Raw genomic sequence first — 26,030 nt, 5'->3', positions numbered from 1 at the left:
AAAAGACGCCCCCGCAGGCACGTCTTTTGTACTATTGCTATAGCTCAATGGTATCGGCCAGAGAAATTTCTTCAATGGATGTTAAGTCTTTTACAACATCCTGGTTGGCTTCACGGTCAACGGCGAGCATCATGATAGCTTCGCCGCCTTCCTCCCGGCGCCCCACCTGCATGGTGGCGATGTTAATCTGATGGCGTCCGAGAATTTGGCCCATTTTACCAATAACCCCCGGCTTATCCGTATGCTGGATATAAATGAGGTGACCGGTTGGGTAGAAGTCGACGTTAAAGTCATTAATGCGCACAATGCGCGGACCGTATTCCTTTACGTATGTGCCGTACAAGGCAAACGAACGGCCTTCCCCTTCGACGGTAGCCTTAATCAGGTTGGAATAACCCAGCGACTGGGAGCCGAACTGTTCGCCGTAGTCAATGCCCCGTTCCCTGGCGATCGTGGAGGCATTCACATCGTTGACCGGTGCGTCAATGCGGCTCTGTAGAAAGCCGGCCAGCAGGGAACGGGTTAGAATAGACGTTTCCAGATCCGTTACGTTGCCACTGTAGCGCACGTTCAACTCCTGGACAGGCGTTTTTACACTCTGGGACATAATATTGCCCATGCGGCGGGCAAATTCATAGTATGGACGTATAGCTTCGAACTTTTCTTTTGACATTGTCGGGAGATTAATGGAGTTTAAGGCAGGGAGCCCCTGCAGAAATTGAAGCACTTCATCAGATACCTGGGAAGCGACATTTAGCTGGGCTTCTTTTGTAGAAGCAGCAATGTGTGGTGTGCTGACAACCTGATCGAATGCGACGAGCGGATTTTCGTTCGCTGGTTCTTCTTCATAAACATCGAGCGCCGCGCCTGCTACGTGGCCGGATTCAAGGTAATGAGCGAGTGCTTCTTCATCGATAATACCGCCGCGGGCGCAGTTTAGAAGCATGACACCAGGCTTTGTTTTGCCGAGGTTCTCGTGGCCGAGCATGCCTTTTGTATCCTTGGTGAGCGGCGTATGTACGGTAATGACATCCGCCTCTCCGAGCAGTTCTTCAAAGTCCCGGAGATCAACTCCCATTTCATTTGCCCGTTCCTTTGTGAGAAATGGATCATACACGATAACGCTCATTTCAAAGCTCTGCGCCCGTTTAGAAAGTTCCGAGCCGATGCGGCCAAAGCCTACAATACCGAGTGTCTTACCGCGAAGCTCTGTACCCTGGAAACCCTTACGGTTCCATTCACCGGATTTAAGTGAAGCATTTGCCTGGGGAATTTTCCGGGCGAGTGAAGCCATCATTGCGAATGTATGCTCGGCTGTGGAGATCGTATTGCCGTCGGGAGCATTAATTACCACAATTCCTCTTTTAGTAGCTGCATCGATATCAATATTATCCACCCCAACGCCGGCACGGGCAACGATGCGAAGGTTCGGCATGGAATCCATCACTTCCGCCGTAACGGTGGTGCCGCTTCGGACCAAAAGAGCGTCAAAGGAACCGGGGTCCTCTGCATCGTCTACGTGCTGCTGGACACACTGCACCTGATCGCTTTCAAGCAGCGGGGCAAGCCCCTCGCTGCTCATTGAATCGGATACAAGCACACGAAATGTCTGATTGCTGGTCACTGTTTCTTCTTCGTTCATAGTTTTCTGCATGTTACTCCACTCCCTTGTTCGTTCATTCACAAAAAGTTCGTTAACGATTTTACTTAAATGTCCAAATGTATATCTCTGGAGGACAAATGTCTATGCGTAGTTGGGAAGTACTTTATCATACTCCAGTATAAGTGTCAATTTACCTGGCGCGGCTGAAAATACGAAAAGAGACTGGGGTTCAGCCTCTTCAATTACACGCATGTATAAAAACTGGCGGCAGCAGAAAAGTATCCCGCTGCCGGCCTGCTTAATAATTACTGATTGTTATAACGATCGATGGATTCCTGCACAAGCTTGGCCGCTTCTGCTTCGTTTTCCCAGCCGCCGATTTTAGTTGTTTTCTTTTCAAGTTCCTTGTACGTCTGGAAAAAGTGGGAGATTTCATCGAGCTTGTGCTGAGGCACATCATCAAGCGTAGTAACACCTTCAAAACGAGGATCCTCTGTTGGCACAGCCAGAAGCTTCTGGTCTTCATCGCCGTCGTCAATCATGTTTAAGTAACCGATAACCCGGGCGTCGATAACGCAGCCTGGGAATGTTGGGTTAGTAACGAGAACGAGTACGTCAAGCGGATCGCCGTCGAGTGCAAGAGTATCATCAATATAGCCATATTCTGCCGGGTAAAACATTGGGGAGAAAAGCACGCGGTCGAGTTTAAAGACCCCTTTGTCTTTATCATATTCGTATTTGTTCTGGCTGCCTGTCGGAATTTCAATAAGTACTTCCACTTCTTTGTTTTCTGCCAAGGCAATCTCCTCCTTCAATATGTATAGTAAACATCTTCTGCATTATAGCAGGAATGAAACACGGAAGAAAGGCGGGGAACAGAATCTGTAAAAAAACCCCCAGCAGCCTGGGGGCACAGTGCTTATTCGAACTTGAAAGGGTTCCCGGAAAACGGTTCCTCTGCAACTTTAATGGAATCGGTCGGGCATCCTTCAAAAGCGTCAATCATATCTTCCTCGAGGTCCTCTGGAATGCTCTCTGTCCCCTGATTGTCATCGACAATATTTTCGGCCAGGCCTTCCTCGTCGTAATCGAAAATATCGGGAGCGGCTGCCCCGCAGGCACCGCAGGCGATACATGTATCTTTATCAACAATGGTGTATTTCGCCATCTATGTCCCTCCATGTCATAAAAAATCTATATAACTTATACGCTTGTATGAAGAGCGTCGTAAGGTCTATTCCATATTGTATTTCTTCATGATAAACTTTTCAACAGAAACGAAAAGCGGCACACAGCCTAATTTGTGGCATTTTGATGAACGAATAGAAAGGAAGAGGTGTATTGCTGTTTCAAGAGGCAATGATCCTGATAGCATTAAAAAGGCTCCGCGGAGAACGTACGGACGCATCAGCTTATCATCTTTTGTCCGGAAAGCGCTCTTCGCAGACGATCACAGACGCGAAGTGGTTTCAGTCAAAGGATCTATTTGGGGCTCTTCCCAAGCTCGATAAGCTGCAATTTGAACGCATCACTGCTTCCTTGTACCACCGCGGCTGGATCGAACCTGGGGGCGTTCCGGCTGAATCCATTTCTGCTTCTATGCGCCCGTGGGAAAAGTTGGTGGAGGAAGCAGGCTTTGACGGGTGGGCCTACCGGGATACCGGCCATCAGTTTTGGAAAAGGATTGCACTTTTAATTCAAACGTTGTCGCATTTGTATCAGCGAAAAAAACAATTTGTTCCAATCATTCAGGACCATGCGTCTCAGCAATGGGTAAAACAGAAACTTTCGTCGTGGGGAGAAGGAAAATATACTGCCATGAAAAAACTGTATGAGGAAATGGCGGACTGTCTGCGTGACATGACAGAGCTGCAGGCCTTTATTTTTGTATACAAGCTCACAGGTGCAGAAATTCTCGGGAAAACGACTGAGCAGATTTCACGCCTGCAGCACAGGGAACAGGAGGAAGTTGACTACCTGCTTCAGGGAAGCATCCACACGTTAATAAAAAATGCGGAAAATCAGCCGGAAACGGTGCTTCATGAATGTCTTGATACTGGTGGCACGCCAGAGCTTACCGTCACAGCCCAAAAAACACTGGATTTCATAAACAAGGGCTTCACCCTCGAAGCGGTGGCCCGTTCCCGAGGGCTAAAGGTAAGCACCATTGAAGATCATTTTGTGGAAATTGCCGGCGAAATAAAAGAATTTTCCATTGACCAGCTGGTGCCTCCAAAACAGCAGGAAGCAATACGCCAGGCGGCTGCATCTCTTGATACGTTTAAGCTGAAAACGCTGAAAGAACAGCTCGATGCCGATACGACATACTTTGCAATCCGGCTTGCGCTGGCAAAAGGAGGACAGAAGAGTGGACAAAAAAACAGAAGCATTGAATAAATACTTTGGCTTTTCCTCCCTCCGTGCGTATCAGGAACCGATCGTGGATAAGCTGCTTGAAGGCACAGATACTCTGGCTGTCCTGCCCACAGGAAGCGGCAAGTCCATCTGTTTTCAACTGCCCGCTTTAATGAAAAATGGGTTGACGCTTATTGTTTCCCCGCTGCTGTCATTGATGGACAACCAGCTTCAGGAGCTGCGGGCAAAACACATTAAAGCAGCCGCCGCCTATAACAGCTTTATGAGTCCGGAGGAAAAATCCCGGGTGCTCCGCCGGCTGTCGTCATTAAAGCTTTTGTATATTTCACCGGAAGCGCTCTCGCTGCCGTTTATTGTTGAACGCTTGAAGGAGGTAAATGTGGTAATGATGGTGGTGGATGAGGCCCATTGTATTTCGCAGTGGGGCCATGAGTTCCGGACAGATTATCTAAAAATCGGGCCGGTGCGGGAAGCTGTCGGCAATCCTTGTATGGCTGCTTTCACTGCCACTGCAACACCGGAAGTACAGCTCGACATTAAAAAGCAGCTGCGGATGGAGGAACCGGCAGAGTATATTCATTCCGTGGACCGGGTGAACATCGCTCTGTTTGTTCAAAGATGCACCAGCGAGCGGGAAAAAAAGAAAGAATTGGTCCGTATCATCCAGAACGCCCCGGGCCCCGGTCTGGTGTATGTTACCAGCCGGAAAAAATGTGAAGAATTGAAAAAGCTGCTCCAAGAAGAAAGCGCCCACCAGGTGGAGGCTTACCACGGAGGACTTGATAATGAGGCAAGGCTGATGATTCAGCAGCAGTTCTTACACGGCGATCTGGATGTAGTAGTATGTACAAACTCCTTTGGCATGGGATTAAATAAAGCTGATGTTGAATTTGTGCTTCATTATCATTTCCCAAAAGATGCAGAATCCTACATTCAGGAAATCGGAAGAGCGGGAAGGGACGGAAGGCAGGCATGGGCCACAGTACTGTACCTGGAGGAGGATATTATTATTCCACAGATGCTGATGGAATCCGAGCTTCCCCCCGTGGATGAGCTTGACGCTGCCTGGGAGACGGCAGCCAGCAGCCGGCAGGAAGAAACAACTGCCGACTTGATCAATAAGCTGGGATGGACAGAGACCGCTGCCCGTTTTCTCGCATTTTACCTTGAGAAACATCCCCGAAAACGAAAAAGTGAACTTCTTGAAGACCTGGAAGAAAAGGTGCAGCAGCGGCGGTTTGAAAAGGAAAAAAAGCTGAAGGTTATGGTACAATGGTTAGAAAACAGCAATACCTGCCGGAGACGTTTATTGTTGCAGGTTTTTGGGGAAGCATTAATGAAACGCCCCGACCCATGCTGCGATATATGCGGGAGTACTATTCCTGTTCGTAAGCAGCCGGGAAATGAAAAAGAAAAAGTAACAGCTCCGTGGGAAATGCGACTGCAGGAGCTGTTTTTCGGAAAGGAGAGGGAGCATGAATAAAACACGTATGGAGAGGCGAAATGCTGGTTCAAATGCAGAACAGCCGGAAACAGAGCGAAGCCGACTCGGACGCCGCCGGAGTAGTACGGGCGAAGAACCTTCGAGTGAAGCCGGGCAGGAAGCAGCTTCAAGACGTTCACGCTATGCGGGCAGGAAAGAAGAACCGGAGGAGGAAGAACCGCCAATGCTCACCCTTCCTCATACGCTGTTGGCTGCGTTCATATTTATCGTAATTACAGCCCTCGCCTCGCCGTTCATTATAAGTATGTTTCAGTAGCAAGGAACGCCGTGGAAGTTTCTGTCAGTGGTGAAGATAGGAGGAGACCGGCAAAGCAGGCAATTACACCTAAAATCATTAATATAAATGGCCAGGTAAGTGGTTTTTTTCTAAATAAGAAATATAAAAGCAAAAAAAAGCCTCCTCCAAATAAAGCGGCTCCTGCTAAAAAGACAATAAGATCCATTGTTTGATACCTTCTTTCCGGTCAATTTTTTCCTTACATAAGTATAGCGGAGATAAGCGGTGTGCGTATACTCGTTTTTAAATTGTCCGGAAACGTTCAAATTTTATAAAAGAAAAGAGGGGTTCCATCATGAAAAAATGGCTGCTGGCTCCTCTTCTTTTTTCTGTGCTGTATGCCGGCAGGGTCCTGCCGGAGACATGGCAGAATAAAGTAAGAACCCATGAGCTTGAATATGAAAATCTTCCGGCAGAAGTGCAGGGCTTTACCATTTTCTTTATTACCGACATCCACCGGCGGCGGGTGTCGCCAGCGTTGTTCCGGAAGCTCGGCCTGACTCCGGATCTGATTATAATCGGCGGGGACTTGGCTGAAATTGGCGTGTCTGCGGAGCGGATCAGGCAAAACCTTCGTATGCTCCGCAGTTATGCACCGGTTGTGTTTGTGTGGGGAAATCATGACCTGCAGGTGGGCCGCGGATGGCTGAGGCCGCTACTGGAGCAGGAAAGAATCAGTATTCTTGAAAAAAATGTGTATACGTTAAAGGGAACTGCTTTTGCGATTGCTTCCTTTGGGGAGGAACGCTTTTATGAATCCTACCATTATCCAGCGCACGTGCCGGAGGCGGATCTGCTTATCGCCCACAACCCAGAAGCATATTACCGGTACGGGCCCTTCCCGAAACGGGCGGCCTACATGCTTACCGGCCATACCCACGGGGGCCAGATCCGGCTGTTCGGGTGGGGCCCAAAATTAAAGGGCGGCTGGTACCGCGAAAAACATCAGAATCTGTTTATCAGCAACGGTTACGGTACGACTACCATACCGCTGCGCCATGGCGCCCCGGCGGAAACGCACCTGTTTGTACTGACAAACGGTCATTCTTATAGCGAATAAGGGAGTATGAATATGAAAGAGGAAGTAATTATTATCGGGGGCGGCCCCTGCGGCCTGTCGGCAGCTATCGCTTTAAAGCGCCGTGGCATTGATGCGGCAATAATTGAAAAGAAAAATATTGTGCACAGCATTTATGAATATCCTGTCCACCAGACGTTTTTCAGCTCTGCAGATAAACTTGAAATCGGCGGGCACCCTTTTCCAGTGGTAGACCGAAAGCCACGGCGCCAGGAAGCTCTGGTGTATTACCGGAAAGTAGCGGAAGCGGAAAAACTGCGTATATATAACTATGAGGAAGTACAAAAGATCCAGGAAACGGGCAGCGGCTATCTGGTGCAAACCGAAACACTTCAGGGCAAGACCCGGGAGTGGGAAGCTTCGCACGTGATTATAGCCACCGGCTACTACGATAACCCTAATCCTATGAACGTGCCGGGGGAAAATTTGCCGCACGTAAAGCACTACTTTGAAGAAGCTCATCCCCATTTTAATCAGCAGGTCGTTATTATCGGCGGGAGAAATTCGGCTGTGGATGCCGCTCTTGCCCTCGAGCAGGTGAATGCTCAGGTTACAGTGCTTTACCGCGGCTCTGAATATTCCAAAAGCATCAAGCCATGGATTCTCCCGGATTTTCAGGCAATGGTCCGGCGTGGTGCGGCCCGTATGGAATTTGAAGCAGATGTCGTGCGCATTGAGCCGGACCGGGTTATATACAAGCAGGAGGAACGGGAGCGGTCCGTTGCGGCAGATTTTGTTTTTGCCATGACCGGCTACCACCCGTCCCGGGCCTTTTTCCGCCAGCTTGGCATTGCTGTTGACGAACAGTCGGGCCGTCCCTCCTTTGACGAAGAAACGATGGAAACAAACCGGGAAAACATTTATATTGCCGGTGTTATTGCCGCCGGAGATGAAGCAAATGAAATATTTATTGAAAACGGCCGTTTTCACGGTGAACAAATAGCGGAGGATATAGCACGAAAAAAAGCCACTTTGTTTTAACAAACCAGTGGCTTTTTAGTATGAATTAATCCGCCTTATTCGACATGCTCAAAGCAGTCGCGTATTTCCTCGAGTGACCGTTGGTCATCTAGAGCAGCGAGCAGCTTAAGACGCGCTTTCTGGCCGTTAAGACCGTTCGTGAAAATAACGCCCTTTCGCTTCAGCTGATAGCCTCCCCCTTCATAGCTGTAGGTAGCCTGGACCACACCGCTATGGCAGCGGGAGACCAGGACTACAGGAACTTGTTTGGCTATTGAATCCTCCAGCAGCGGCACGACAGTTGGAGGAATGTTCCCCTGGCCGAACGCTTCGATAATGATTCCGTCAAGAGGCTGGTAGAGCAGTGGGGAAAGTAAAGCTGCATCCATGCCGGCTGCCATTTTTAAGAGGAGCACCTTCTTGTTCAGATGGACCGGTGAAAAATGCTCCCGGCTTGCCGGGTAGTGATGGATAAATATTTCATTGTTCGTTACAAAGCCGAGCGGACCGTATTGCGGACTCTGAAATGTGGCGATGTTGGACGAATGGGTTTTTGTAACGTTTTTTGCAGAATGGATCTCTTCGTTTAAAACGACGAGGACGCCGATGCCGCGGGCTTTATCGCTTGCAGCAGTACGGACCGCTGCTAGAAAGTTTTGCGGACCGTCGGCGCTGATTTCATTACTCGAACGCATGGCGCCTGTCACGACAACCGGCAGCTCTTTGTCATGAAAAAGATCAAGCGCGTAGGCGGTTTCTTCAAGCGTATCGGTGCCGTGAGTAATGACGACCCCGTCATATATATCTTCGGACAGCTTTTCAAGCATATGTTCGTGCAAAGAAAGCATATGCTCCGGAGTAATGTGAGGGGAAGGGAGATGTAGAAAATCGCTCGTCACAATTTCAGCAATTTGATTAGCAATGCGGCTCCATTGGCTTAACGGATTATGAAGCCCTGGCTCGACGCCGCTTTCTTCTGTCTGGGTCATGGCGATCGTGCCGCCTGTATGGATAACTAGTATTTTTTTCATTTCAATTCCTCCTCGTCGGCTCTGCTGGACTGTCATTATTCTTTTACGAATCTGAACATAGCATGATACGATACGTTTAACAAGAGAGGGTGAGAACGAAAGGTGATCGCACTGATTATGGCGGCCCTGGCGCCGGCTGTCGCTTTACTGCTATATTTTACATTAAAACGCCGGGCGGACGTGGAGCGGAGGCTGCCGGTCATCCGGGCGTTTGTCATCGGGGTGCTGATCGTGTTTCCAGTGCTTGTAATCGAGCACGCGCTCGAAACAGAAGGAGTAGGCATGCCGCTTTTCGCGGCCCAGTACACTCAGGCCGCTGTATTGGAGGAAGGAATTAAATTTTTCCTTTTATATACATTTGTGCTGCGTTTTGCTCCGATTAAAAATACTTATGATGGCGTTATATACGGACTTTCCCTGTCGCTTGGATTTGCTTCGCTCGAAAATATTTTGTACTTAATTGCAAACGGCATTGAAACAGCGGTTACAAGAGCTCTTCTGCCTGTAACGGTTCATGCGCTCCTCGGGGTGATCATGGGATATTATGCGGTATCGGCTAAGCGCGCCTCTCGCCATGGCAGGAGGTTATTCTCTTTTTTTCTTGCCCTTGCCATTCCGCTTATCTTTCACGGGCTGTATGATTATATATTAAGTGCTTCTTTAGGCAATATTCTGTATTATCTCATACCGTTCATGCTATTTTTATGGTGGTTTGCGTTGTCAAAGGCTAATAAAGCCAATGCGAAATAACAACTCGAAAGGACGAAGCTACTATGTCAGAAGACCGCCGCTACCGCGTTGTTATCCGCTGCCCGAAATGCGGCGAAAAGTATATTCTACGTGGCAGAAAGAACACCAACGGGGAAATGGAAACGGGTTTTCGCCGCTGTGTCTGCGGCAATGAAAGCCAGCTGCATATTGATATTGCGCCGGAGTAAAATGGTGACTTGCAATATCGATTCGTTTCATGTACTTTGGAAAGTAATCATATAACGTTTCTTATCAAGAGAGATGGAGGGATCGGCCCTTGGAAGTCTCAGCAACCAGCTGCAAAAGATGCGGTCAGGTGCTAACTCCTGCAAGCTGTGCTTGCGAGATGAGAAGAAGTATTGCATGCCAAGGTCTTCTTCTGTCTACGGAAGAAGGCCTTTTCGTACATTTAATGCATTAATTTTAGAGAAATGAGGGCTGTGACATGTCAAAGCAACTGCAGATAGAAACCATCCTTGCACAACTGGGGAATAATTCCGACCCGCGGACCGGTGCAATAAACCCTCCTGTTTATTTTTCCACAGCGTATAAACATACAGGTATTGGAGAGTCCACGGGATACGACTATTCCCGGACGGCGAACCCGACGAGAGATCTTCTCGAAAATGGTATCGCCGCGCTCGAAGGAGGTAAACAGGGGTTTGCTCTCAGCTCGGGGATGGCTGCTATTCAGACGCTGTTTGCGATCTTTGAAACCGGTGATGAAGTGATTGCAACAAGCGATATTTACGGCGGTACGTACCGTCTGTTTGAAGAAGGATGGCGGCGCTGGGGCGTGACGGTTACATACGGTGACCCGAGGGATCTTGAAGCATTCGAACAGCTGATTACCGGGAAAACGAAGGCGCTGTTTATTGAGACACCGACGAACCCGCTGATGCAGGAAGCGGATCTGAAGGAACTGTCACTGCTCGCGAAAAAGCACGGGGCCTGGCTTATTGTAGACAATACGTTTTATACCCCGGTACTTCAGCGCCCAATTGAAGAAGGCGCTGACATTGTAGTACACTCGGCCTCGAAATATTTAGGAGGGCATAATGATCTGATTGCCGGCCTGATTGTATCCAACGTGGACGAGCTCTCCGAAAAAATTGGTGCGCTTCAGAACGGCATGGGGACAATTTTAAGCCCGTTTGATTCCTGGCTGCTCATGCGCGGTATGAAAACCTTAAAGCTCCGCATGAAGCAGCATACAGAAAACGGGAAGGCGATCGCAGAGTATCTCAGCCGCCATGAAAAGATAACGGATGTGCTTTACTCCGGACGGGGAGGCATGCTTTCCTTCCGTCTCGAAAACGAAGAGTGGGTGGACTCGTTTTTGCGAAATATAAAAATCATTACTTTCGCAGAAAGCCTGGGCGGAGTTGAAAGCTTTATCACGTATCCGGCCACGCAGACACATGCCGACATGCCAGAGGCAGTAAGGGTTAACAACGGCGTAGATAACCGGCTGCTTCGTTTCAGCATCGGCATCGAAGATAAAGACGATTTAATTGAGGATCTCGAGCAGGCGCTAAGGGCGCTGTAACTAACAACCAGGAGAGGGGCAAAGCTATGAACGTACTCAAAAAACTCAGTTCCTCAATTTTGATCGGCGACGGGGCAATGGGGACGTATCTTTATCAGAAAGGCTATAAGGGTTCGTTTGAAGCCATGAACCTGACCAGTCCAGATACTGTGGAGCGCGCTCACCGGGAATATGCAGAGGCCGGGGCAGATATCCTTCAAACGAATACTTACGCTGCCAACCGGGTGAAGCTTGAAGGCTATGAGCTTGAAGATAAAGTGTTGGATATTAACCGTGCCGGCGTGCAGCTTGCAAGAAAAGCAGCAGGTGAAACAGCGTATGTATTTGCTACAGTTGGAGGCATTAAAGGCGTCCAGGTAAGTGAATATTCGGATGAATATTTGAGAAATGCGCTGCAGGAGCAAGTGGATGTCTTTTTGGCGGAGCCGGTGGACGGCCTGCTGCTTGAAACGTTCTATGACCTGCCAGAGCTTCTGCAGGTTGTCCGCTACATCCGGAGTAAGGATGCAGAAATCCCGGTTATCGCCCAGGTGGCGCTTGGAGACGTTGGCGTTATGCACGGCGGGGTGCAGATCAGTGAAGCTTTCAGCCGGCTCGAGGACGCCGGCGCTTCAGTGGTCGGTCTCAACTGCCGTATGGGCCCGTATCATATATTGAAATCCCTTGAGCAGGCAGAATTGACCGGAAAGGCGTATTATTCCGCCTACCCTAACGCCAGTCTGCCAAACTGGTACGATGGCCGGTATGTCTACCAGTCCAATCCCGAGTACTTTTATAAACAGGCATTCCGCTTTAAAGAACAAGGCGTACGTTTGATAGGCGGCTGCTGCGGCACAACCCCCGAACACGTGCGCATGATAGCGGAAGCAGTGAAACACGACGTGCCGGAAAAAACTAAGCCTCCAGTGAAGGTGGAGCCCCCAGCAGCTGAGCCCCCAGCTGAAAAGGAACAGTTTGTCCCTCTCCATGAAAAAGTAAAAAATGAAAATACGGTTATTGTAGAGCTGGACCCGCCGAAGAAGCTGAAAACGGGGAAATTTATGCGCGGCTCCCAGGCGCTTCACGACGCTGGGGCGGACGCAGTGACACTTGCCGACAACTCCCTCGCCTCCCCCCGGATCGACAACCTGGCGATGGGGGCGATGCTTAAGCAGCAGAGCTCTGCCCGGCCGCTCCTGCATATTGCCTGCCGGGACCGGAACCTGATCGGTTTGCAGTCCCATCTGCTGGGACTTCATACCATTGGTGTGCGGGATCTGCTTGCCATTACCGGAGATCCTTCCAAGGTGGGGGATTTTCCAGGAGCAAAGTCTGTATATGACGCCAACTCTGTTTCACTCATTTCCCTCATCCGGGAAATGAACGAAGGGCGTCTGTTTTCCGGAAAGTCGCTTGGAGAAAAAACAAATTTCTCCATTGGGGGAGCGTTTAATCCGAACGTGCTTCATATTGATAAAGCCGTGAAACGGCTGGAGAAAAAAGTGAATGCGGGGGCGCATTACTTTATGAGTCAGCCCGTTTATGATGTTAACCGGATTAAAACAATTCACGAAGCGGTCAAGGAACTCGAAGCTCCTGTATTTATCGGAATAATGCCTCTAGTGAGCGCTGGAAATGCAGAGTTTCTTCACAATGAAGTGCCGGGCATTCAGTTAACAGACGATACGCGAAAGCGAATGGCAGCCTGCGGGAATGATGCTGAAGCAGCCAAACGGGAAGGAATCGCTATTGCGAAAGAACTGATTGATGAAACACTCCGGTACTTTAACGGTATTTATTTAATTACGCCGTTTCTGCGCTATGAAATTACGGCTGAACTGACAAGGTATGTGCGGGAGCAGACGGAAGCTGGCGTTACAGAAATTTAACAGTTTTTCCTTTCGTCCGACATATAATATAAAAGGGGTTTTAGCTATTGTACGAAATTGGAAGCGTTTGGCATTTGCATGAAAACATAAATACAAAGGAACCGCATGACAATAAGGTTCAATACAAATCCCAGCTGCTTGATGCAGATGAAAATACGTTTACAATTGCTTTGCCCGCGGACCAGGAAACCGGGAAAAGCATTTCTTTTCAGGCAGGCAGAGCAGTGCATGTTTGGTATGTTGGAGAAGACAGTGCTGTTTATTCATTCCGTTCAACGGTCCTTTCCCGGCTAAAGGGGCAAATACCGGCATTAATCATTAAACGTCCAGAAAAAAAAGAATGGCAGCGTGTCCAGCGCAGAAACTATGTACGTGTCGACACGAGCGTTAATGCAGCTGTCCACGGATCTTCCCGGCCGTTTACAACTGTGACGGTAAATGTGAGCGGTGGTGGATGCATGCTCATTGTGCCGCCAAAAGCAAAACTGATGGAAGAGGAGCACGTACAAATCACGCTGGCTTTCCCGATGGAAGATGGCTCAATGCAATATTTGCAGTGTTCCGCTGCAGTAAGAAGAGTACTTGAAAAAGAAGAGCGGAGGCCAAAGCGGGCAAGCATGGAGTTTTTGGAGATTACTGAAAAAGAGCGCCAGGCAGTGATCAGGTACTGCTTTGAGCGGCAGCGTGCAGCAGCGAATCAGGAAAAACGAGTAAGGAGTTAAGAAACTAAAGGCCGCAGAAGCGGTCTTTTTACTGTCTCTTTTGAATAGGAGAAAATAAAAAGTTCAGGCGGAACAATATATGCAAACCGTGCGAAATATGTTAGTTTTGAAAATGATGGGCAAAGGCTACATGTTCAACAATCTAATGGGCGGGGTGCAGGAGGATGAGGAAAATCAATATTGCAATCGACGGGCCGGCCGGTGCTGGAAAGAGCACTGTATCGAAAGGATGTGCCGTACAGCTTGATTATACATACATCGATACAGGGGCGATGTACCGGGCGCTCTCATTAAAGGCGCTGCGGACGGGCACGCCGCTTGATGACGGCGAAAAAATGACGGAGCTGTTAAAAAGCACAAGCATCCGTCTCGTCGGTAATCCGAAGGTAAGTGAAGTTTACTTGGACGAGGAAAACGTATCGGAGGCTATTCGCACGAGCGAAGTTGACAGCGTGGTCTCTCTAACTGCGGCTCATCTTGGAGTACGCGAAGAAATGGCTGTTAAGCAGCGGCGGCTTGCAGCAGAAAAAAGCGCGGTACTTGACGGACGGGACATCGGCACGACTATCCTTCCGGATGCGGAATTGAAAATATTTTTAATCGCCTCTGTACAGGAACGTGCACTGCGCAGGTACAAGGAGATGCAGGAGCGCGGAAAACCGGCAGATTACGAAGAAATTTATGAAGCAATCATTCACCGGGATGAGCTTGATAAAGCCAGAGAGCATTCACCGTTAAAAAAAGCAGCGGATGCTGTGGAAATTGATACAACGGTGCTGACTGTACCCGAGGTTATCAGTAAAATCACGGCGCTCGCGGAGGAGAAGGTGAATCAGTCACATGATGTATAATATCGTAAAGTATTCTGCCTACTTCCTTGCGGTTATTCTTATGCGGGTCCGGGTCACCGGAAGAGAAAATATCCCAAAGGAAGGTCCCGTCCTGCTTTGTTCGAATCACATTAGCAACTTTGATCCGCCTCTGCTCGCCACCCATATTCGCAGAAAAGTGCACTTTATGGCTAAAAGCGAACTGTTTAATAAAAAAGTTCTCGGTTTTATTATGTATTTTGTCGGAGCCTTTCCCGTCCGCAGAGGCGTGGTAGACCGAAAGTCATTAAAACAGGGAATTCAATTTTTAAACGAGGGACAGGTTTTATGTCTTTTTCCTGAGGGTACTAGGAGTAAAAGCGGGGAAATAGGAAAAGGATTAACCGGCGCCGGTTTTTTCGCCCTCCGTTCAGACGCGGCAGTAGTTCCAGTAGCCATCAGCGGCCGCTGCGGTTTGTTTAGGCGTGTGAACGTAGTGATAGGCCGGCCGGTACCCATGCAGGACCTTCGGACGAATAAAGCGAAAGCTGAAGAAGCAACCGAAGTAATCATGGAAGAAATTAAAGCCGTTCATCAGCAGGCGAAGACCGGTTAATTTCCTTGAAATCCCCAAAACCCCATAGACAGGATTTTAGGACACTGAAGGAGGCAATGGTCAATGGCAGATGAAATGAACAATGAACTAGAAGGAATGAAAGAGTTTAACGTGGGAGATATTATCACTGCCACAGTAACAAAAGTAGAAGAAAAGCAAGCGTATGCAGATGCAGGATACAAAGTTGATGCGGTTATTCCGATCAGTGAACTTTCCAGCCTGCATGTAGAGAAAGTAGACGATGTGCTTAAGGAAGGAGATCAGCTCGAATTCAAAGTGACAAAAATGGAAGATGATGAGCTGGTTCTCTCCCGCCGGGCAGCACTTGCTGATAAATCCTGGGGCGAGCTTCAGGAAAAATATGAATCCGGCGATGTCATTGAAGCCCAGGTGGCTGAAATTGTCAAAGGCGGGCTTGTCGTCGATTTAGGCGTGCGTGGCTTTATCCCGGCTTCGCTCGTGGAAAGATACTATGTGGAAGACTTTTCAGATTATCAGGGAAAAACATTAAGACTAAAAATTGCAGAAATAGATCCGGAAGAAAACAAGCTGATTTTATCGCAGCGTGCCGTTCTGGACGAGGAGGCCGAAGTGAAGAAGAAAGAAGTACTTGAAAACTTGAATGTAGGAGATACGGTGAAAGGAACAGTGCAGCGCCTGACTAACTTTGGTGCATTTGTGGATGTCGGCGGTGTCGACGGTCTTGTCCACATTTCGCAGATGGCCCATCACCGTGTGGAATCACCAGGAGAAGTCGTTAACGAAGGCGATGAGATTGAAGTAAAAATCTTGGCTGTTGATCCGGACAGCGAAAGAGTATCTCTGTCGATTAAAGATACCCTCCCTGGACCGTGGACAACTATTGAAGGACAAATTGAAGCCGGCGATGTTATCGACGGTCATGTAAAACGGCTTGTCAGCTTCGGCGCATTCGTTGAAGTGGCTCCCGGAGTAGAAGGCCTTGTCCACATTTCCCAAATCGCGAACCGTCACATCGGAACGCCGGGAGAGGTGCTTGAAGAAGGTCAGGCAGTAACGGCTAAAGTGCTTGATATTAACCCTGCCGAGCACCGTATTTCGTTAAGCATCAGAGAGCTTGAGAGCGCCGAGACCAGTGATTCGAAAGTTCAAAGCGAATACGAAGCACCGGAAGAAGATCATGCTGGCTTCTCCCTCGGAGATATGGTCGGCGATCAGTTGAAAAAATATAAAAAGTAAGGAGATTTGCTTGTGTCGCGGGCTAGGCGGAAACAGGATCACATTGAATATGCTTTATCCACAGGTTTTTCAGCCGAAAGCAGTTTAGATGACATTCAATTTGTCCATCAGAGTCTGCCTGACTCAGCTTCTCTTTATACAGATGCATCAGTAGAAATCGGCGGACTTTCCTTAAGTTCGCCGATTCTTATTAATGCAATGACAGGTGGCGGCGGCGATGAAACAGCCGCTGTTAATGCGTCACTGGCAGAAGCTGCAGCAGCAACCGGCGTTGCTATGGCAGTCGGGTCTCAAACATCGGCGATCAAAAACGAACAGGAATCCTATACATACAAAATCGTCCGCGAAAAAAACCCTGATGGCGTTATTTTTGCCAATACAGGAAGTGAAGTTAGCGTGGAGCAGGCTGCGCAGGCAGTAGAAATGATTCAGGCGGATGCCCTTCAGATTCATTTAAACGTTATTCAGGAACTTGTTATGCCGGAAGGAGACAGGGATTTTCAGGGAGCCCTGGAGCGGATTAAGCGTATTGCTGAAGGTCTTTCTGTACCGGTTATTGTAAAAGAAGTAGGATTTGGTATCTCCTTTGAAACAGCAGCCAAACTGCGTAGTTCCGGAGTGGTCATCATTGATGCGGGAGGCAGTGGAGGCACTAACTTTTCCATGATTGAAAATAAAAGGAGAAACCAGCCATTTGCTTTTTTCGATCAATGGGGCATACCGACAGCAGCTGCCATTGCTGAAACAGTGCATGCTTGGCACCCCGGAAGCGTGATCGGCTCAGGCGGAGTGCGGCACGGTCTGGACATCGCAAAAATTATCGCCCTTGGAGGCAGTGCAAGCGGTATGGCAGGGGCGGTTCTGCGGGAAGCTAAAAATCACGGAGCGGATGGAGCCGCTGCTTTTCTTCGCCAGACCCAGGAAGAACTGAAAATAGTGATGACGGCGGTGGGAGCACAAAATATTGAGGAGCTGAAAAGAGCTCCGGTAGTCCTGCGCGGAGAGACAGCCTACTGGCTGAAAGAACGCGGAATTGACACGACTGTCTACAGCCGGCGTTCAATATAAAGGCAGAAAAGCAACCAGGCGCAACAAACGTGCCTGGTTCTTTCCTTGTTTTAAGGCTTGATGCAAATTTGGGGGCGAGGAACGGTTCTGTTTCGTGTTATGATAATGAAGATAGATTTAGAGACAGAAAGGAATCAAAATGATGGTAAAACCTACAGTTGCCATTGTCGGCAGGCCAAATGTCGGCAAATCAACAATATTTAACCGCATTATCGGAGAACGAATGGCTATCGTCGAAGACGAGCCTGGGATTACAAGAGATAGACTTTACGGAGAGGGCGAATGGCTTCACCGCTTCTTTCACGTAATTGACACCGGAGGCATTGAACTAAACGATGAACCACTGCTCACGCAAATCCGGGAACAGGCAAAGCTTGCCATTGATGAAGCAGACGTCATTATTTTTATCGTGAATGGCCGGGATGGTATTACGGCTTCTGATGAAGAAGTGGCAGATATTCTGCTTCGGTCTAAGAAACCAGTCATCACGGCTGTGAATAAAATAGACAATTATGAAATGCGGGAGCAGATGTACGAATTCTATTCGCTTGGTCTTGGAGAAGTATTTCCGATTTCAGGCTCCCATGGCCTCGGCCTCGGAGATCTGCTTGATGAAGTACTCGAACGTTTTCCTGTGGAGGAAGAAGAAGAAAAGGACGATGACACGATTCATATGGCTGTCATTGGCCAGCCAAATGTTGGTAAATCCTCTCTCGTGAATGCAGTGCTGGGCGAAGAACGGGTAATTGTGAGCGATATCCCTGGTACGACGAGAGATGCGGTGGATACAGAGTTTGAAAAAGACGATCAAAAATACAGCATTATTGATACAGCGGGTATGCGCCGGCGGGGAAAAGTGTATGAAAAAGCAGAAAAATACAGTGTCCTCCGGGCGATGCGGGCCATGGAACGGGCCGATGTCGCCGTAGTGGTGCTTGACGGCGAAGCAGGTATCCGGGAGCAGGACAAAAAAGTAGCTGGCTATGCGCATGACTCTGGCCGGGCGATTGTTATTGTAGTCAATAAATGGGATGTAATAGAAAAAGACGACAAAACAATGCACCGGTTTACCGAAGAAATACGGGAAGAATTCCAGTTTCTGGACTATGCACCGATCGTTTTCCTTTCTGCCAAAACCAAGCGGAGAATGCAGAACCTTCTGCCGGTAGTGCGTCAGGTGGCTGAAAACCATCACGTGCGGGTGCCTACCAACGTTCTGAATGAAGTGATCATGGACGCAGTGATTATGAATCCGACACCTACCCACAGTAATAAACGCCTGCGTATTAATTTTGCAACACAAGTGGCCTCCGGGCCTCCGGTTATCGTATTGTTTGTAAACGACCCGGAGCTTCTGCATTTTTCATATCGCAGATATTTGGAAAACAAATGCCGCGAAGCTTTCTCGTTTGAAGGCACCCCGCTTCGGATTGTAGCCAGAAAGAAAAACGAATAGCAGCCGGAAATGTTTGGTAAGGGGAGAGTGCAATGGGAGTAGTTCTTGCAGTTGTGATTGGTTATCTAATTGGCTCAATTAGTTTTAGTTATCTATTTGTTCAGCGGATAAAGAAGGTGGACGTCCGTTCTGTAGGAAGCGGCAATGCCGGCGCTACTAATACCCGGCGGGTACTAGGAACGAAATGGGCGGTAGTGGTACTTCTTTTGGATGTGCTGAAGGGAATGGCGGCCGTCTGGCTAGGCTTCTTTTTACAATGGACAGCTTCGACTTTGCTGCCGGGCTTTTTGTCATTAAGCCAGGTGGATGGCCTGGCACCCGCTCTTGGGGGACTGGCTGCTGTACTTGGCCATAACTGGCCGGTTTATTTTGGGTTCCGGGGCGGTAAGGGAGTAGCAACGGCCATTGGGGTCATCAGTGTACTTGTTTTTTTCCCGGCTATCTATGTCGGTATTATAGCCATTGCGGCCATTGCAATAACTGGCTACGTGTCGCTTGGGTCACTGTTGTTTGCTGTTTTGACTCCGGTTGCCGTCTTTTATACCCAGTCGACCAACGACCATCCAGAGACCTATTTGTATCTAACCGTTTTCCTCGGCCTTCTGTCGATATGGAAGCACCGCACAAATATCGTCCGCCTGCTGCGCGGCAATGAAAGTTCATTGTATAAAAAAAGCAGGGAAGGATAAAAGGAGTTAAAAACATGAAGAAACAGGCAGCTGTTATTGGGGCTGGGAGCTGGGGGACGGCCCTGGCTTCCGTCTTAGGCCAAAACCAGCACACAGTACGTCTTTGGTGCCGCAGGGAAGCACTGGCTGAAGAAATCAACACGGCACACAAAAACGAAGGTTATTTAAAAGGCATCGTACTGCCCGACAACATCGTGGCTACCACTGACATGAAGGAAGCGGCCGAAAAGGCCTCTTATATTGTGCTGGCGGTCCCGAGCGGCGCAGTCAGAAAAATCGCCCGCAAGTTAATGCCCTACCTTCACGAGGACACCATTGTCGTCCACGCAGCTAAAGGCATTGAACCGGAATCGTTTTTAAGAGTGTCACAGATTCTGAAAGAAGAGTGGGCGGATCTTTCTTTTCGAGGAATGGCAGTACTTTCAGGCCCCAGCCATGCGGAAGAAGTAGCAGAGCAGCAGCCGACCACTGTCGCGGTATCCGGCACCTCTGAACAAGTTCAGACCCTTGTACAGGAATTGTTTATGAACCAGGCTTTTCGAGTATACACAAATGATGATTTTCTTGGCGTTGAGCTTGGCGGGGCGTTGAAAAATATTATTGCTCTGGGCATTGGGCTTACTTCAGGTCTCGGGTACGGCGATAATGCAAAAGCTGCTTTAATGACGAGAGGACTGGCGGAAATCACCCGCCTCGGTACTCATTTGGGGGCTTCGCCGTTAACCTTTACCGGCCTTTCCGGCCTTGGGGATTTGATCGTTACTTGTACAAGTGAACATAGCCGGAACTGGCGTGCGGGGAATCAAATCGGGTCGGGTAAAAGCCTTGAAGATGTGCTTGAACAAATGGGTATGGTTGTCGAAGGCGTGCGCACCACTGAAGCTGTGTACCACTGGTCCCGGGAACTCGGAGTAGAGATGCCGATTACCGAAGGGCTGTACAAGGTACTGTTTGAACACGTGCCGCCGGAAAACATGGCGAAATCCCTGATGGAGCGTGGGAAGAAGAATGAAAAAGAGCACTCCATCATGCTGCTTGATAATAATTAATGCGCCATTCAGATCCAAAGGCACCTTTTTTGCTTTCTAAAAGGGCTTATGCTAAAATTTTTCAAGACAAATAGCAGCAGTTGAAGGCAGCAGAAGTTGATTGGAGGACTTACGGTGGCTAATTTCGATCACGAAAAAATAAAAGAAGGTGTCAAGCTGATTCTCGAAGGAGTAGGCGAAGATGCCGGTCGTGAAGGACTGCTTGATACTCCGGACAGAGTAGCGAGGTTGTATCAGGAAGTTTTTGCCGGGCTGCACGAATCAGCCGATGAGCATTTGAAAACTGTATTTGGGGAAGACCATGAGGAACTGGTTCTGGTAAAGGATATTCCATTTTTTTCGATGTGTGAACATCATTTAGTTCCTTTTTTTGGAAAAGCACACGTAGCTTATATCCCTAAAGGCGGAATGGTAACAGGTCTCAGTAAGCTGGCACGGACCGTAGAAACGATCGCCAAGCGTCCACAGCTTCAGGAGCGCATCACCTATACGATCGCCAACGAAATTGTATCCACGCTCGAACCGCACGGTGTGATGGTGGTGCTTGAAGCAGAACATATGTGCATGACGATGCGCGGCGTGAAAAAGCCGGGATCGATGACGGTGACATCTGCGGTGAGAGGAACATTTGAAAAAGATCAGGCAGCAAGAAGTGAAGTTCTGTCTCTTATCAAGCATTGAAAATAGCAGATAATTATCAGGCGCCTGCAGAGAGCGGGCGCTTTACCATGAACGCAAACCGAAATCAGGGAGGGTCTTAAATGCAGAACGGAGATGATTTTATCGTTATCCGTGCAGAAGAAGATGGTGTCAATGTCATGGGTTTGACCCGCGGCAAGGATACCCGTTTTCATCATCTGGAAAAATTGGACGGTGGAGAAGTACTCATCGCCCAGTTTACCGAGCATACGTCTGCGATTAAGGTACGCGGCAATGCGATTATACAGACGAGCTACGGGGAAATGAAGGCAGGAAGCAAGGAAGATTAAAGCATTCTCTCTTGGAAATAAAGAGGCTGTGCTATAATTGGAGAGCAGAGAATGCGAGAAATGAAATCAACAGCATTTAAGGGGTTGGGGGGAGCGGCATGAACGACTACTGGACACAATGTGCAGAGGAAATAAAAAAAGAGTTTCAGCGCCTGACCCAGCATTCGTATATTGAGCAGAAAATCGGGCTGCCGGAAGCGCACGAAGAAACGATCTATCTGCTGCTGGAAGCGCTAAGGGAAACCAAAGTTTCCCAGGAGCAGGCAGTGGAACAAATCGCTGCTGTGCTGCTCGTACAGTCAGCGTTTAAAGCTCATGAACAAATTCAGCTCCATAATGACGGAGACGACAAAAAGATAAGGCAGCTGACGATTCTAAATGGCGATTTAATGAGCAGTCTCTACTACCGCTTGCTAAGCACTGTCTTCCATCAGGAGATCCTTCTGATCTTTACATCAGCAATCCGAAGCATGAACGAGGCAAAAATGAAGCTGCATTTTGGGGAATGCCGGGATTTTGCCGATATGCTCCAAACATTGAGAACGGGCGAAGCAGGAATTGTGGAAGCAGTCACTCGTTTTTACGGACGAGAGCATCTGGCAGTAGCTTCTTCATCTATATTCGCCTTGAAAAGGCTTATGCATGAACGGGAGTGGTTTGACCGCAGTGAAGAATTTTCTGCCTGTGCCGTTCAGGTGCAGCACTGGGAATGTCAATCACAGAACGCCCAGCAAATACTAAAACAATTAATCGATCAAGAACACAGCTTTTTTCATCAGCATGTTAAACAAGACGATCAACTTTCAACTGCGCTGCAGTCGTTGATGGATGAATGGATAGCTGTAGGTATTGAGTAAAGAGGGGTTTCAATAATGGCTACCCAAAAAGAAAAAAAAGTATATCAAGTATTTCAGTCCATCTCAGGCAGCTACGATCACATGAACAGCGTGATCAGCTTCCGGCTGCATAAGCTCTGGCGGAAAAAAACGATGAAGCAGATGAACGTCCGACGCGGAACAACCGCGCTTGATTTATGCTGCGGGACAGCAGACTGGACTATTCAGCTGGGTAAAGCAGCAGGGCCAGGCGGCGGTGTCACCGGGATCGATTTCAGCGAAAAGATGCTCGAAGTCGGACGGGAAAAAATTCAACGGGAACAGCTTGCAAACATTGATTTGATACACGGAAATGTGAACAACCTGCCATTTGAGGATAACTCGTTTGATTACGTTACAATAGGCTTTGGTCTGCGTAATGTATCGGACTATCTGCGGGTGCTGAAGGAAATGCAGCGGGTGTTAAAGCCTGGCGGAACCGCAGTATGCCTGGAAACATCCTGGCCGGAAAACAATGTAGTAGAAAAATTCTATTCGTTTTACTTTCAATCGGTTATGCCGATAGTAGGTAAGGTATTAATTAATCGGTACGAGGAATACCGCTGGCTGCAGGAGTCGACCATGGCATTCCCATCAAAAGAAACGCTCGGGGTAATGTTCATGGAAGCAGGATTCAGCCAGGTACAGATGTCTCCTTTTTCTGCCGGAACGGTCTGTGCCCATATTGCACGGAAAAAATGATAAGATGATAATAATAAGGAAGTTGAACCAATGAGTAAACTTAAAACTATTTTAGAAATGATTAAATTTGAACATACCGTATTTGCCCTCCCATTTGCATTTTTGGGAGCGGCGCTCGGCGGCCTCATGATCAACGGAGCCTGGCCGTCCATTGCTGACTGGATCTGGATTACACTTGCAATGTTTGGCGCACGAAGCGCTGCAATGACATTGAATCGCCTGATCGATGCAGAAATAGATGCCCGCAATCCTAGAACGGAAACACGTGCCATCCCTGCTGGAGACGTTTCAAGAGGTCAAGCCATTTTGTTTGTGCTTGGTTCTTTTTTTATTTTATTTATCGCTGCCTTCCAGTTAAACATGCTGGCCGTTTATCTGCTGCCAATCCCTGTCTTTTTTATGACTCTGTATTCCTACACAAAACGTTTTACTTGGCTCTGCCACGTGTTTTTAGGGGTAACAATCGGAATCGCTCCGCTCGGAGGATGGGTCGGAGCAACAGGCACACTGCAGCCGGAGGCTTTTTTGCTGTTTGCGGCAGTAGCGATGTGGATTGGTGGATTTGATATTATTTATGCTACGCAGGATGCGGAATACGATAAGCGCGTCGGCCTAAAGTCTATTCCGGCCCGCTTCGGGATTACGAAAGCACTTTATATCTCCCGGGGTTTTCATCTTGTCAGCCTTATTTCACTTTTGATTTTGTATCTGCTTTCCCCGCTCAGTTGGTTCTACCTTCTCGGTCTAGCCGCCGCCGCAGCGGTCATGATTTACGAACATTCCCTGGTGAAGCCTTACGATCTGTCAAAGGTTGGTGTAGCTTTTTTTCCTATGAATGGAATCATTAGTATCGTGATATTGGTATTTACCCTCGGGGATATTTTAATGTAAAAGCTTGCTTAGCATATTTGAAGATGTATACGATTTGGAGAGATGGTTATGTCCATAACAATGGGAGAAATCGCTTATACGAATGCAAAACCGTTTTTTTATTATCTTGACCGGCAAAAGCTGCTTCAGGAAGGAGTCCAATTCGAACAGGACGTTCCGGCATCGCTGAACCGGAAGCTCGAAGAACAGAAACTGAGCGGAAGCGCCGTTTCTTCGTTTGCTTTTGGCTCGAGCATACGTGCTCTTTCGCTTCTGCCTTCTGTTTGTGTAGCTTCTGTGGGGAAGGTAAGGTCCATTCTGTTCTACTCCAGGTACCCGGTTGACGAGCTTTCGGGAAGACGGATTGCTTTGACCTCGACAAGCGCCACCAGCGTTCATCTGCTGAAAATCATTCTGCAGGAATTCTACCAGGTGACAGAGGCAGATTACCAGACACAGACCCCGGACCCAGTGAAAATGAAAGAACAGAACGACGCTTACCTTTTAATTGGCGACGACGCCATTAAAGCTTCATGGGAAGAGAGTGATTGGTTCCAGTACGACCTCGGCGAATTGTGGTATGCTCATACCGGGCTTCCAATGGTTTATGCCGTATTTGCTGTCCAAAATGATTCGTTTCAGCAGAATGAGAGTACGTGGACAGTGCTTTACCAGAATTTTTTACAGAGCCGCCAGAAAGCTGAACGAGATAATTTTACCGGCATGGCCGCTGAGTACAGCCAGCAGCTTGGAGGGAGCAGTGCTTACTGGCAGGAGTACTTCCGGGGCCTTCATTTCACGCTTGGGACCAAAGAACAGGAAGGCCTGCTTTATTATTACCATCTCGCTTATAAGTATGGGTATTTAAATGAAGCAGTTGAAAGTTTAGATATTTTGCAGCCGGGAGACGAGGTGCATTATTTATTTTGAAGGTGAATAAGATGAAGCTGATGGATCTGTACAGAGACTTGAAACCGGATATAAAAGTGATTGAAAAGACGCTCGAGGAAGCGGTGGATTCGAAGCATGCCGTCTTAACAGAAGCGTCGAATCATTTATTGAAAGCTGGGGGCAAGCGCATCCGGCCGGTTTTAGTGTTGTTAAGCGCGAAATTTGGAAATTATGATATCGGGCACATTAAGCACGCTGCTGCCTCGCTCGAACTGATACACATGGCTTCTCTTGTTCATGATGACGTGATAGATGATGCCGAACTGCGTCGGGGTGAACCTACAGTGAAAGCCGCGTGGGACAATAAAGTAGCAATGTATACTGGCGATTACATCTTTGGTAGTGCGGTCGAACGGGCTGCTTATTACCGGGACCCAGTTATTAACCGGATTATCTCGAAAACGCTGATCGAAATATGCGTAGGAGAGATCGAACAGATTCGCGATCAGTATAACTGGGATCAGCCGCTGCGTACTTATCTGCGAAGAATCCGGAGAAAAACAGCGGTATTGATTGCTGCCGGATGTGAACTTGGAGCTGCTAGTGCCGGAGCGTCGAAGCAAACACAGCGCCAGCTTTACCGCTACGGTTATCACCTTGGCATGTCCTACCAGATTATCGATGACATTCTTGACTTCACCGGCAGTGAAAAAGAGCTCGGAAAGCCGGCCGGCGGTGACCTGAGGCAGGGAAATGTAACGCTCCCTGCGCTGTTTGCCATGTATCACAATCCCCATCTACAGGAAGAAATTAGTGCGGCCATTCTGGAAGAGAGGGTAGACGAAGAGCAGGTCTCCCGAATTCTTTCAAAAATTAACAATTCCGGGGGAATAGAATACGCGAAAGCGATGAGCGAACGGTATCTTGAGAAAGCATATGAAGCCATTGCTACTTTGCCGGAAATAGAGGCAAAGGACTCTTTAAAGGATATAGCTGCATATATTGGCGGCAGAAAATATTAATTTCCCGTCCAGCCTGTAATTGCTAACGCTTTCAACTTTTGCTATACTATTTTTGGTA

Annotated in this window: 29 protein-coding genes and 1 riboswitch; of the genes, 24 read left to right on the top strand and 5 right to left on the bottom strand. The window is 48.4% G+C overall.

Going from position 1 to position 26,030, the window contains the following annotated elements:
• Window positions 1-37: 37 nt before the first annotated feature.
• The 3 genes from serA to CHL76_RS05970 form a co-directional block, all read right to left on the bottom strand.
• Entirely contained in the window at window positions 38-1,654 is a 1,617-nt protein-coding gene (serA, locus tag CHL76_RS05980; protein WP_233133227.1) for a phosphoglycerate dehydrogenase, read from the bottom strand.
• A 254-nt stretch (window positions 1,655-1,908) separates the two neighbouring features.
• Entirely contained in the window at window positions 1,909-2,400 is a 492-nt protein-coding gene (locus tag CHL76_RS05975; RefSeq protein ID WP_094908103.1) for an inorganic diphosphatase, read from the bottom strand.
• 122 nt (window positions 2,401-2,522) lie between these two features.
• Window positions 2,523-2,771 (bottom strand): ferredoxin, encoded by a 249-nt coding sequence (locus CHL76_RS05970; RefSeq protein WP_079476616.1) that lies wholly within the window; start codon window positions 2,769-2,771, stop codon window positions 2,523-2,525.
• Between the two features lie 173 nt (window positions 2,772-2,944).
• On the opposite strand from CHL76_RS05970, the gene CHL76_RS05965 reads away from it, so the two are divergent.
• From CHL76_RS05965 to CHL76_RS05955, 3 genes are read left to right on the top strand one after another with little or no spacing between them, the layout of a single operon-like run.
• The gene (locus tag CHL76_RS05965; protein WP_079476615.1) at window positions 2,945-4,000 is read left to right on the top strand and encodes a YpbB family protein; all 1,056 of its coding nucleotides are present in this window, start codon (window positions 2,945-2,947) and stop codon (window positions 3,998-4,000) included.
• Window positions 3,972-5,462, top strand: a complete 1,491-nt coding sequence (locus CHL76_RS05960) for a RecQ family ATP-dependent DNA helicase (protein WP_158219086.1) — start codon at window positions 3,972-3,974, stop codon at window positions 5,460-5,462. Before CHL76_RS05965 ends, CHL76_RS05960 begins: the two co-directional genes overlap by 29 nt.
• On the top strand, window positions 5,455-5,739 hold the full coding sequence (locus CHL76_RS05955; protein WP_079476613.1) for a hypothetical protein: 285 nt from the start codon (window positions 5,455-5,457) through the stop codon (window positions 5,737-5,739). The genes CHL76_RS05960 and CHL76_RS05955 overlap by 8 nt, the downstream gene beginning before the upstream one ends.
• On the opposite strand, the gene CHL76_RS16820 is transcribed toward CHL76_RS05955, so the two are convergent.
• Window positions 5,720-5,926 carry a hypothetical protein gene (locus tag CHL76_RS16820; RefSeq protein WP_143747442.1) on the bottom strand — a complete coding sequence of 69 codons (207 nt, stop codon included), beginning with the start codon at window positions 5,924-5,926 and terminating at the stop codon, window positions 5,720-5,722. The genes CHL76_RS05955 and CHL76_RS16820 overlap by 20 nt on opposite strands.
• Window positions 5,927-6,055: 129 nt before the next feature.
• Here CHL76_RS16820 and CHL76_RS05945 point away from each other — a divergent pair, with 129 nt between their 5' ends.
• Both CHL76_RS05945 and CHL76_RS05940 read left to right on the top strand, forming a co-directional pair.
• Window positions 6,056-6,820 carry a metallophosphoesterase gene (locus CHL76_RS05945; RefSeq protein WP_094908102.1) on the top strand — a complete coding sequence of 255 codons (765 nt, stop codon included), beginning with the start codon at window positions 6,056-6,058 and terminating at the stop codon, window positions 6,818-6,820.
• Between the two features lie 12 nt (window positions 6,821-6,832).
• A complete protein-coding gene (locus CHL76_RS05940) occupies window positions 6,833-7,819 on the top strand; it encodes a YpdA family putative bacillithiol disulfide reductase (RefSeq protein ID WP_094908101.1) in 987 nt (328 codons plus the stop codon).
• Window positions 7,820-7,854: 35 nt separating this feature from the next.
• Here CHL76_RS05940 and CHL76_RS05935 read toward each other — a convergent pair whose 3' ends face one another.
• Window positions 7,855-8,829, bottom strand: a complete 975-nt coding sequence (locus CHL76_RS05935; protein WP_079476609.1) for an asparaginase — start codon at window positions 8,827-8,829, stop codon at window positions 7,855-7,857.
• A 102-nt stretch (window positions 8,830-8,931) separates the two neighbouring features.
• Here CHL76_RS05935 and prsW point away from each other — a divergent pair, with 102 nt between their 5' ends.
• The 19 genes from prsW (at window position 8,932) to hepT (ending at window position 25,972) form a co-directional block, all read left to right on the top strand.
• Complete coding sequence (gene prsW, locus CHL76_RS05930) at window positions 8,932-9,579, top strand: glutamic-type intramembrane protease PrsW (RefSeq protein WP_094908100.1); 648 nt, start codon at window positions 8,932-8,934, stop codon at window positions 9,577-9,579.
• Between the two features lie 23 nt (window positions 9,580-9,602).
• On the top strand, window positions 9,603-9,767 hold the full coding sequence (locus CHL76_RS17180) for a hypothetical protein (protein WP_179124127.1): 165 nt from the start codon (window positions 9,603-9,605) through the stop codon (window positions 9,765-9,767).
• Between the two features lie 58 nt (window positions 9,768-9,825).
• Window positions 9,826-9,932, top strand: a riboswitch (SAM riboswitch).
• Between the two features lie 92 nt (window positions 9,933-10,024).
• Window positions 10,025-11,128: a methionine biosynthesis PLP-dependent protein gene (locus tag CHL76_RS05925; protein ID WP_079476607.1), complete on the top strand. Its 1,104-nt coding sequence runs from the start codon at window positions 10,025-10,027 to the stop codon at window positions 11,126-11,128.
• Window positions 11,129-11,154: 26 nt separating this feature from the next.
• Window positions 11,155-12,996 carry a bifunctional homocysteine S-methyltransferase/methylenetetrahydrofolate reductase gene (locus CHL76_RS05920; RefSeq protein WP_094908099.1) on the top strand — a complete coding sequence of 614 codons (1,842 nt, stop codon included), beginning with the start codon at window positions 11,155-11,157 and terminating at the stop codon, window positions 12,994-12,996.
• A 47-nt stretch (window positions 12,997-13,043) separates the two neighbouring features.
• Window positions 13,044-13,718 (top strand): flagellar brake protein, encoded by a 675-nt coding sequence (locus tag CHL76_RS05915; RefSeq protein ID WP_079476605.1) that lies wholly within the window; start codon window positions 13,044-13,046, stop codon window positions 13,716-13,718.
• A 164-nt stretch (window positions 13,719-13,882) separates the two neighbouring features.
• A complete protein-coding gene (cmk, locus tag CHL76_RS05910; protein ID WP_079476604.1) occupies window positions 13,883-14,569 on the top strand; it encodes a (d)CMP kinase in 687 nt (228 codons plus the stop codon).
• Entirely contained in the window at window positions 14,559-15,143 is a 585-nt protein-coding gene (locus CHL76_RS05905; protein WP_079476603.1) for a lysophospholipid acyltransferase family protein, read from the top strand. Before cmk ends, CHL76_RS05905 begins: the two co-directional genes overlap by 11 nt.
• A 63-nt stretch (window positions 15,144-15,206) precedes the next feature.
• The gene (rpsA, locus tag CHL76_RS05900; protein WP_079476602.1) at window positions 15,207-16,361 is read left to right on the top strand and encodes a 30S ribosomal protein S1; all 1,155 of its coding nucleotides are present in this window, start codon (window positions 15,207-15,209) and stop codon (window positions 16,359-16,361) included.
• A 12-nt stretch (window positions 16,362-16,373) separates the two neighbouring features.
• Window positions 16,374-17,429, top strand: a complete 1,056-nt coding sequence (fni, locus tag CHL76_RS05895; RefSeq protein WP_079476601.1) for a type 2 isopentenyl-diphosphate Delta-isomerase — start codon at window positions 16,374-16,376, stop codon at window positions 17,427-17,429.
• Between the two features lie 142 nt (window positions 17,430-17,571).
• The gene (gene der, locus CHL76_RS05890; RefSeq protein WP_079476600.1) at window positions 17,572-18,885 is read left to right on the top strand and encodes a ribosome biogenesis GTPase Der; all 1,314 of its coding nucleotides are present in this window, start codon (window positions 17,572-17,574) and stop codon (window positions 18,883-18,885) included.
• 32 nt (window positions 18,886-18,917) lie between these two features.
• Window positions 18,918-19,574 (top strand): glycerol-3-phosphate 1-O-acyltransferase PlsY, encoded by a 657-nt coding sequence (plsY, locus tag CHL76_RS05885; RefSeq protein ID WP_079476599.1) that lies wholly within the window; start codon window positions 18,918-18,920, stop codon window positions 19,572-19,574.
• Between the two features lie 14 nt (window positions 19,575-19,588).
• Entirely contained in the window at window positions 19,589-20,623 is a 1,035-nt protein-coding gene (locus tag CHL76_RS05880; protein ID WP_079476598.1) for an NAD(P)H-dependent glycerol-3-phosphate dehydrogenase, read from the top strand.
• 114 nt (window positions 20,624-20,737) lie between these two features.
• A complete protein-coding gene (folE, locus tag CHL76_RS05875; RefSeq protein WP_079476597.1) occupies window positions 20,738-21,304 on the top strand; it encodes a GTP cyclohydrolase I FolE in 567 nt (188 codons plus the stop codon).
• A gap of 80 nt (window positions 21,305-21,384) precedes the next feature.
• The gene (mtrB, locus tag CHL76_RS05870) at window positions 21,385-21,612 is read left to right on the top strand and encodes a trp RNA-binding attenuation protein MtrB (protein WP_079476596.1); all 228 of its coding nucleotides are present in this window, start codon (window positions 21,385-21,387) and stop codon (window positions 21,610-21,612) included.
• 98 nt (window positions 21,613-21,710) lie between these two features.
• Entirely contained in the window at window positions 21,711-22,469 is a 759-nt protein-coding gene (locus tag CHL76_RS05865) for a heptaprenyl diphosphate synthase component 1 (RefSeq protein ID WP_079476595.1), read from the top strand.
• Window positions 22,470-22,484: 15 nt separating this feature from the next.
• On the top strand, window positions 22,485-23,189 hold the full coding sequence (locus CHL76_RS05860) for a demethylmenaquinone methyltransferase (protein WP_079476594.1): 705 nt from the start codon (window positions 22,485-22,487) through the stop codon (window positions 23,187-23,189).
• A 30-nt stretch (window positions 23,190-23,219) separates the two neighbouring features.
• Complete coding sequence (locus CHL76_RS05855) at window positions 23,220-24,080, top strand: UbiA-like polyprenyltransferase (protein ID WP_079476593.1); 861 nt, start codon at window positions 23,220-23,222, stop codon at window positions 24,078-24,080.
• 48 nt (window positions 24,081-24,128) lie between these two features.
• On the top strand, window positions 24,129-24,989 hold the full coding sequence (locus tag CHL76_RS05850; protein ID WP_158219085.1) for a menaquinone biosynthesis protein: 861 nt from the start codon (window positions 24,129-24,131) through the stop codon (window positions 24,987-24,989).
• Between the two features lie 11 nt (window positions 24,990-25,000).
• Window positions 25,001-25,972, top strand: a complete 972-nt coding sequence (gene hepT / locus CHL76_RS05845) for a heptaprenyl diphosphate synthase component II (RefSeq protein WP_094908098.1) — start codon at window positions 25,001-25,003, stop codon at window positions 25,970-25,972.
• Window positions 25,973-26,030: the final 58 nt, after the last annotated feature.

Source organism: Marinococcus halophilus (assembly GCF_002265875.1).
Lineage (GTDB): Bacteria > Bacillota > Bacilli > Bacillales > Marinococcaceae > Marinococcus > Marinococcus halophilus.
This window is presented reverse-complemented; position numbering and strand designations above follow the sequence as displayed.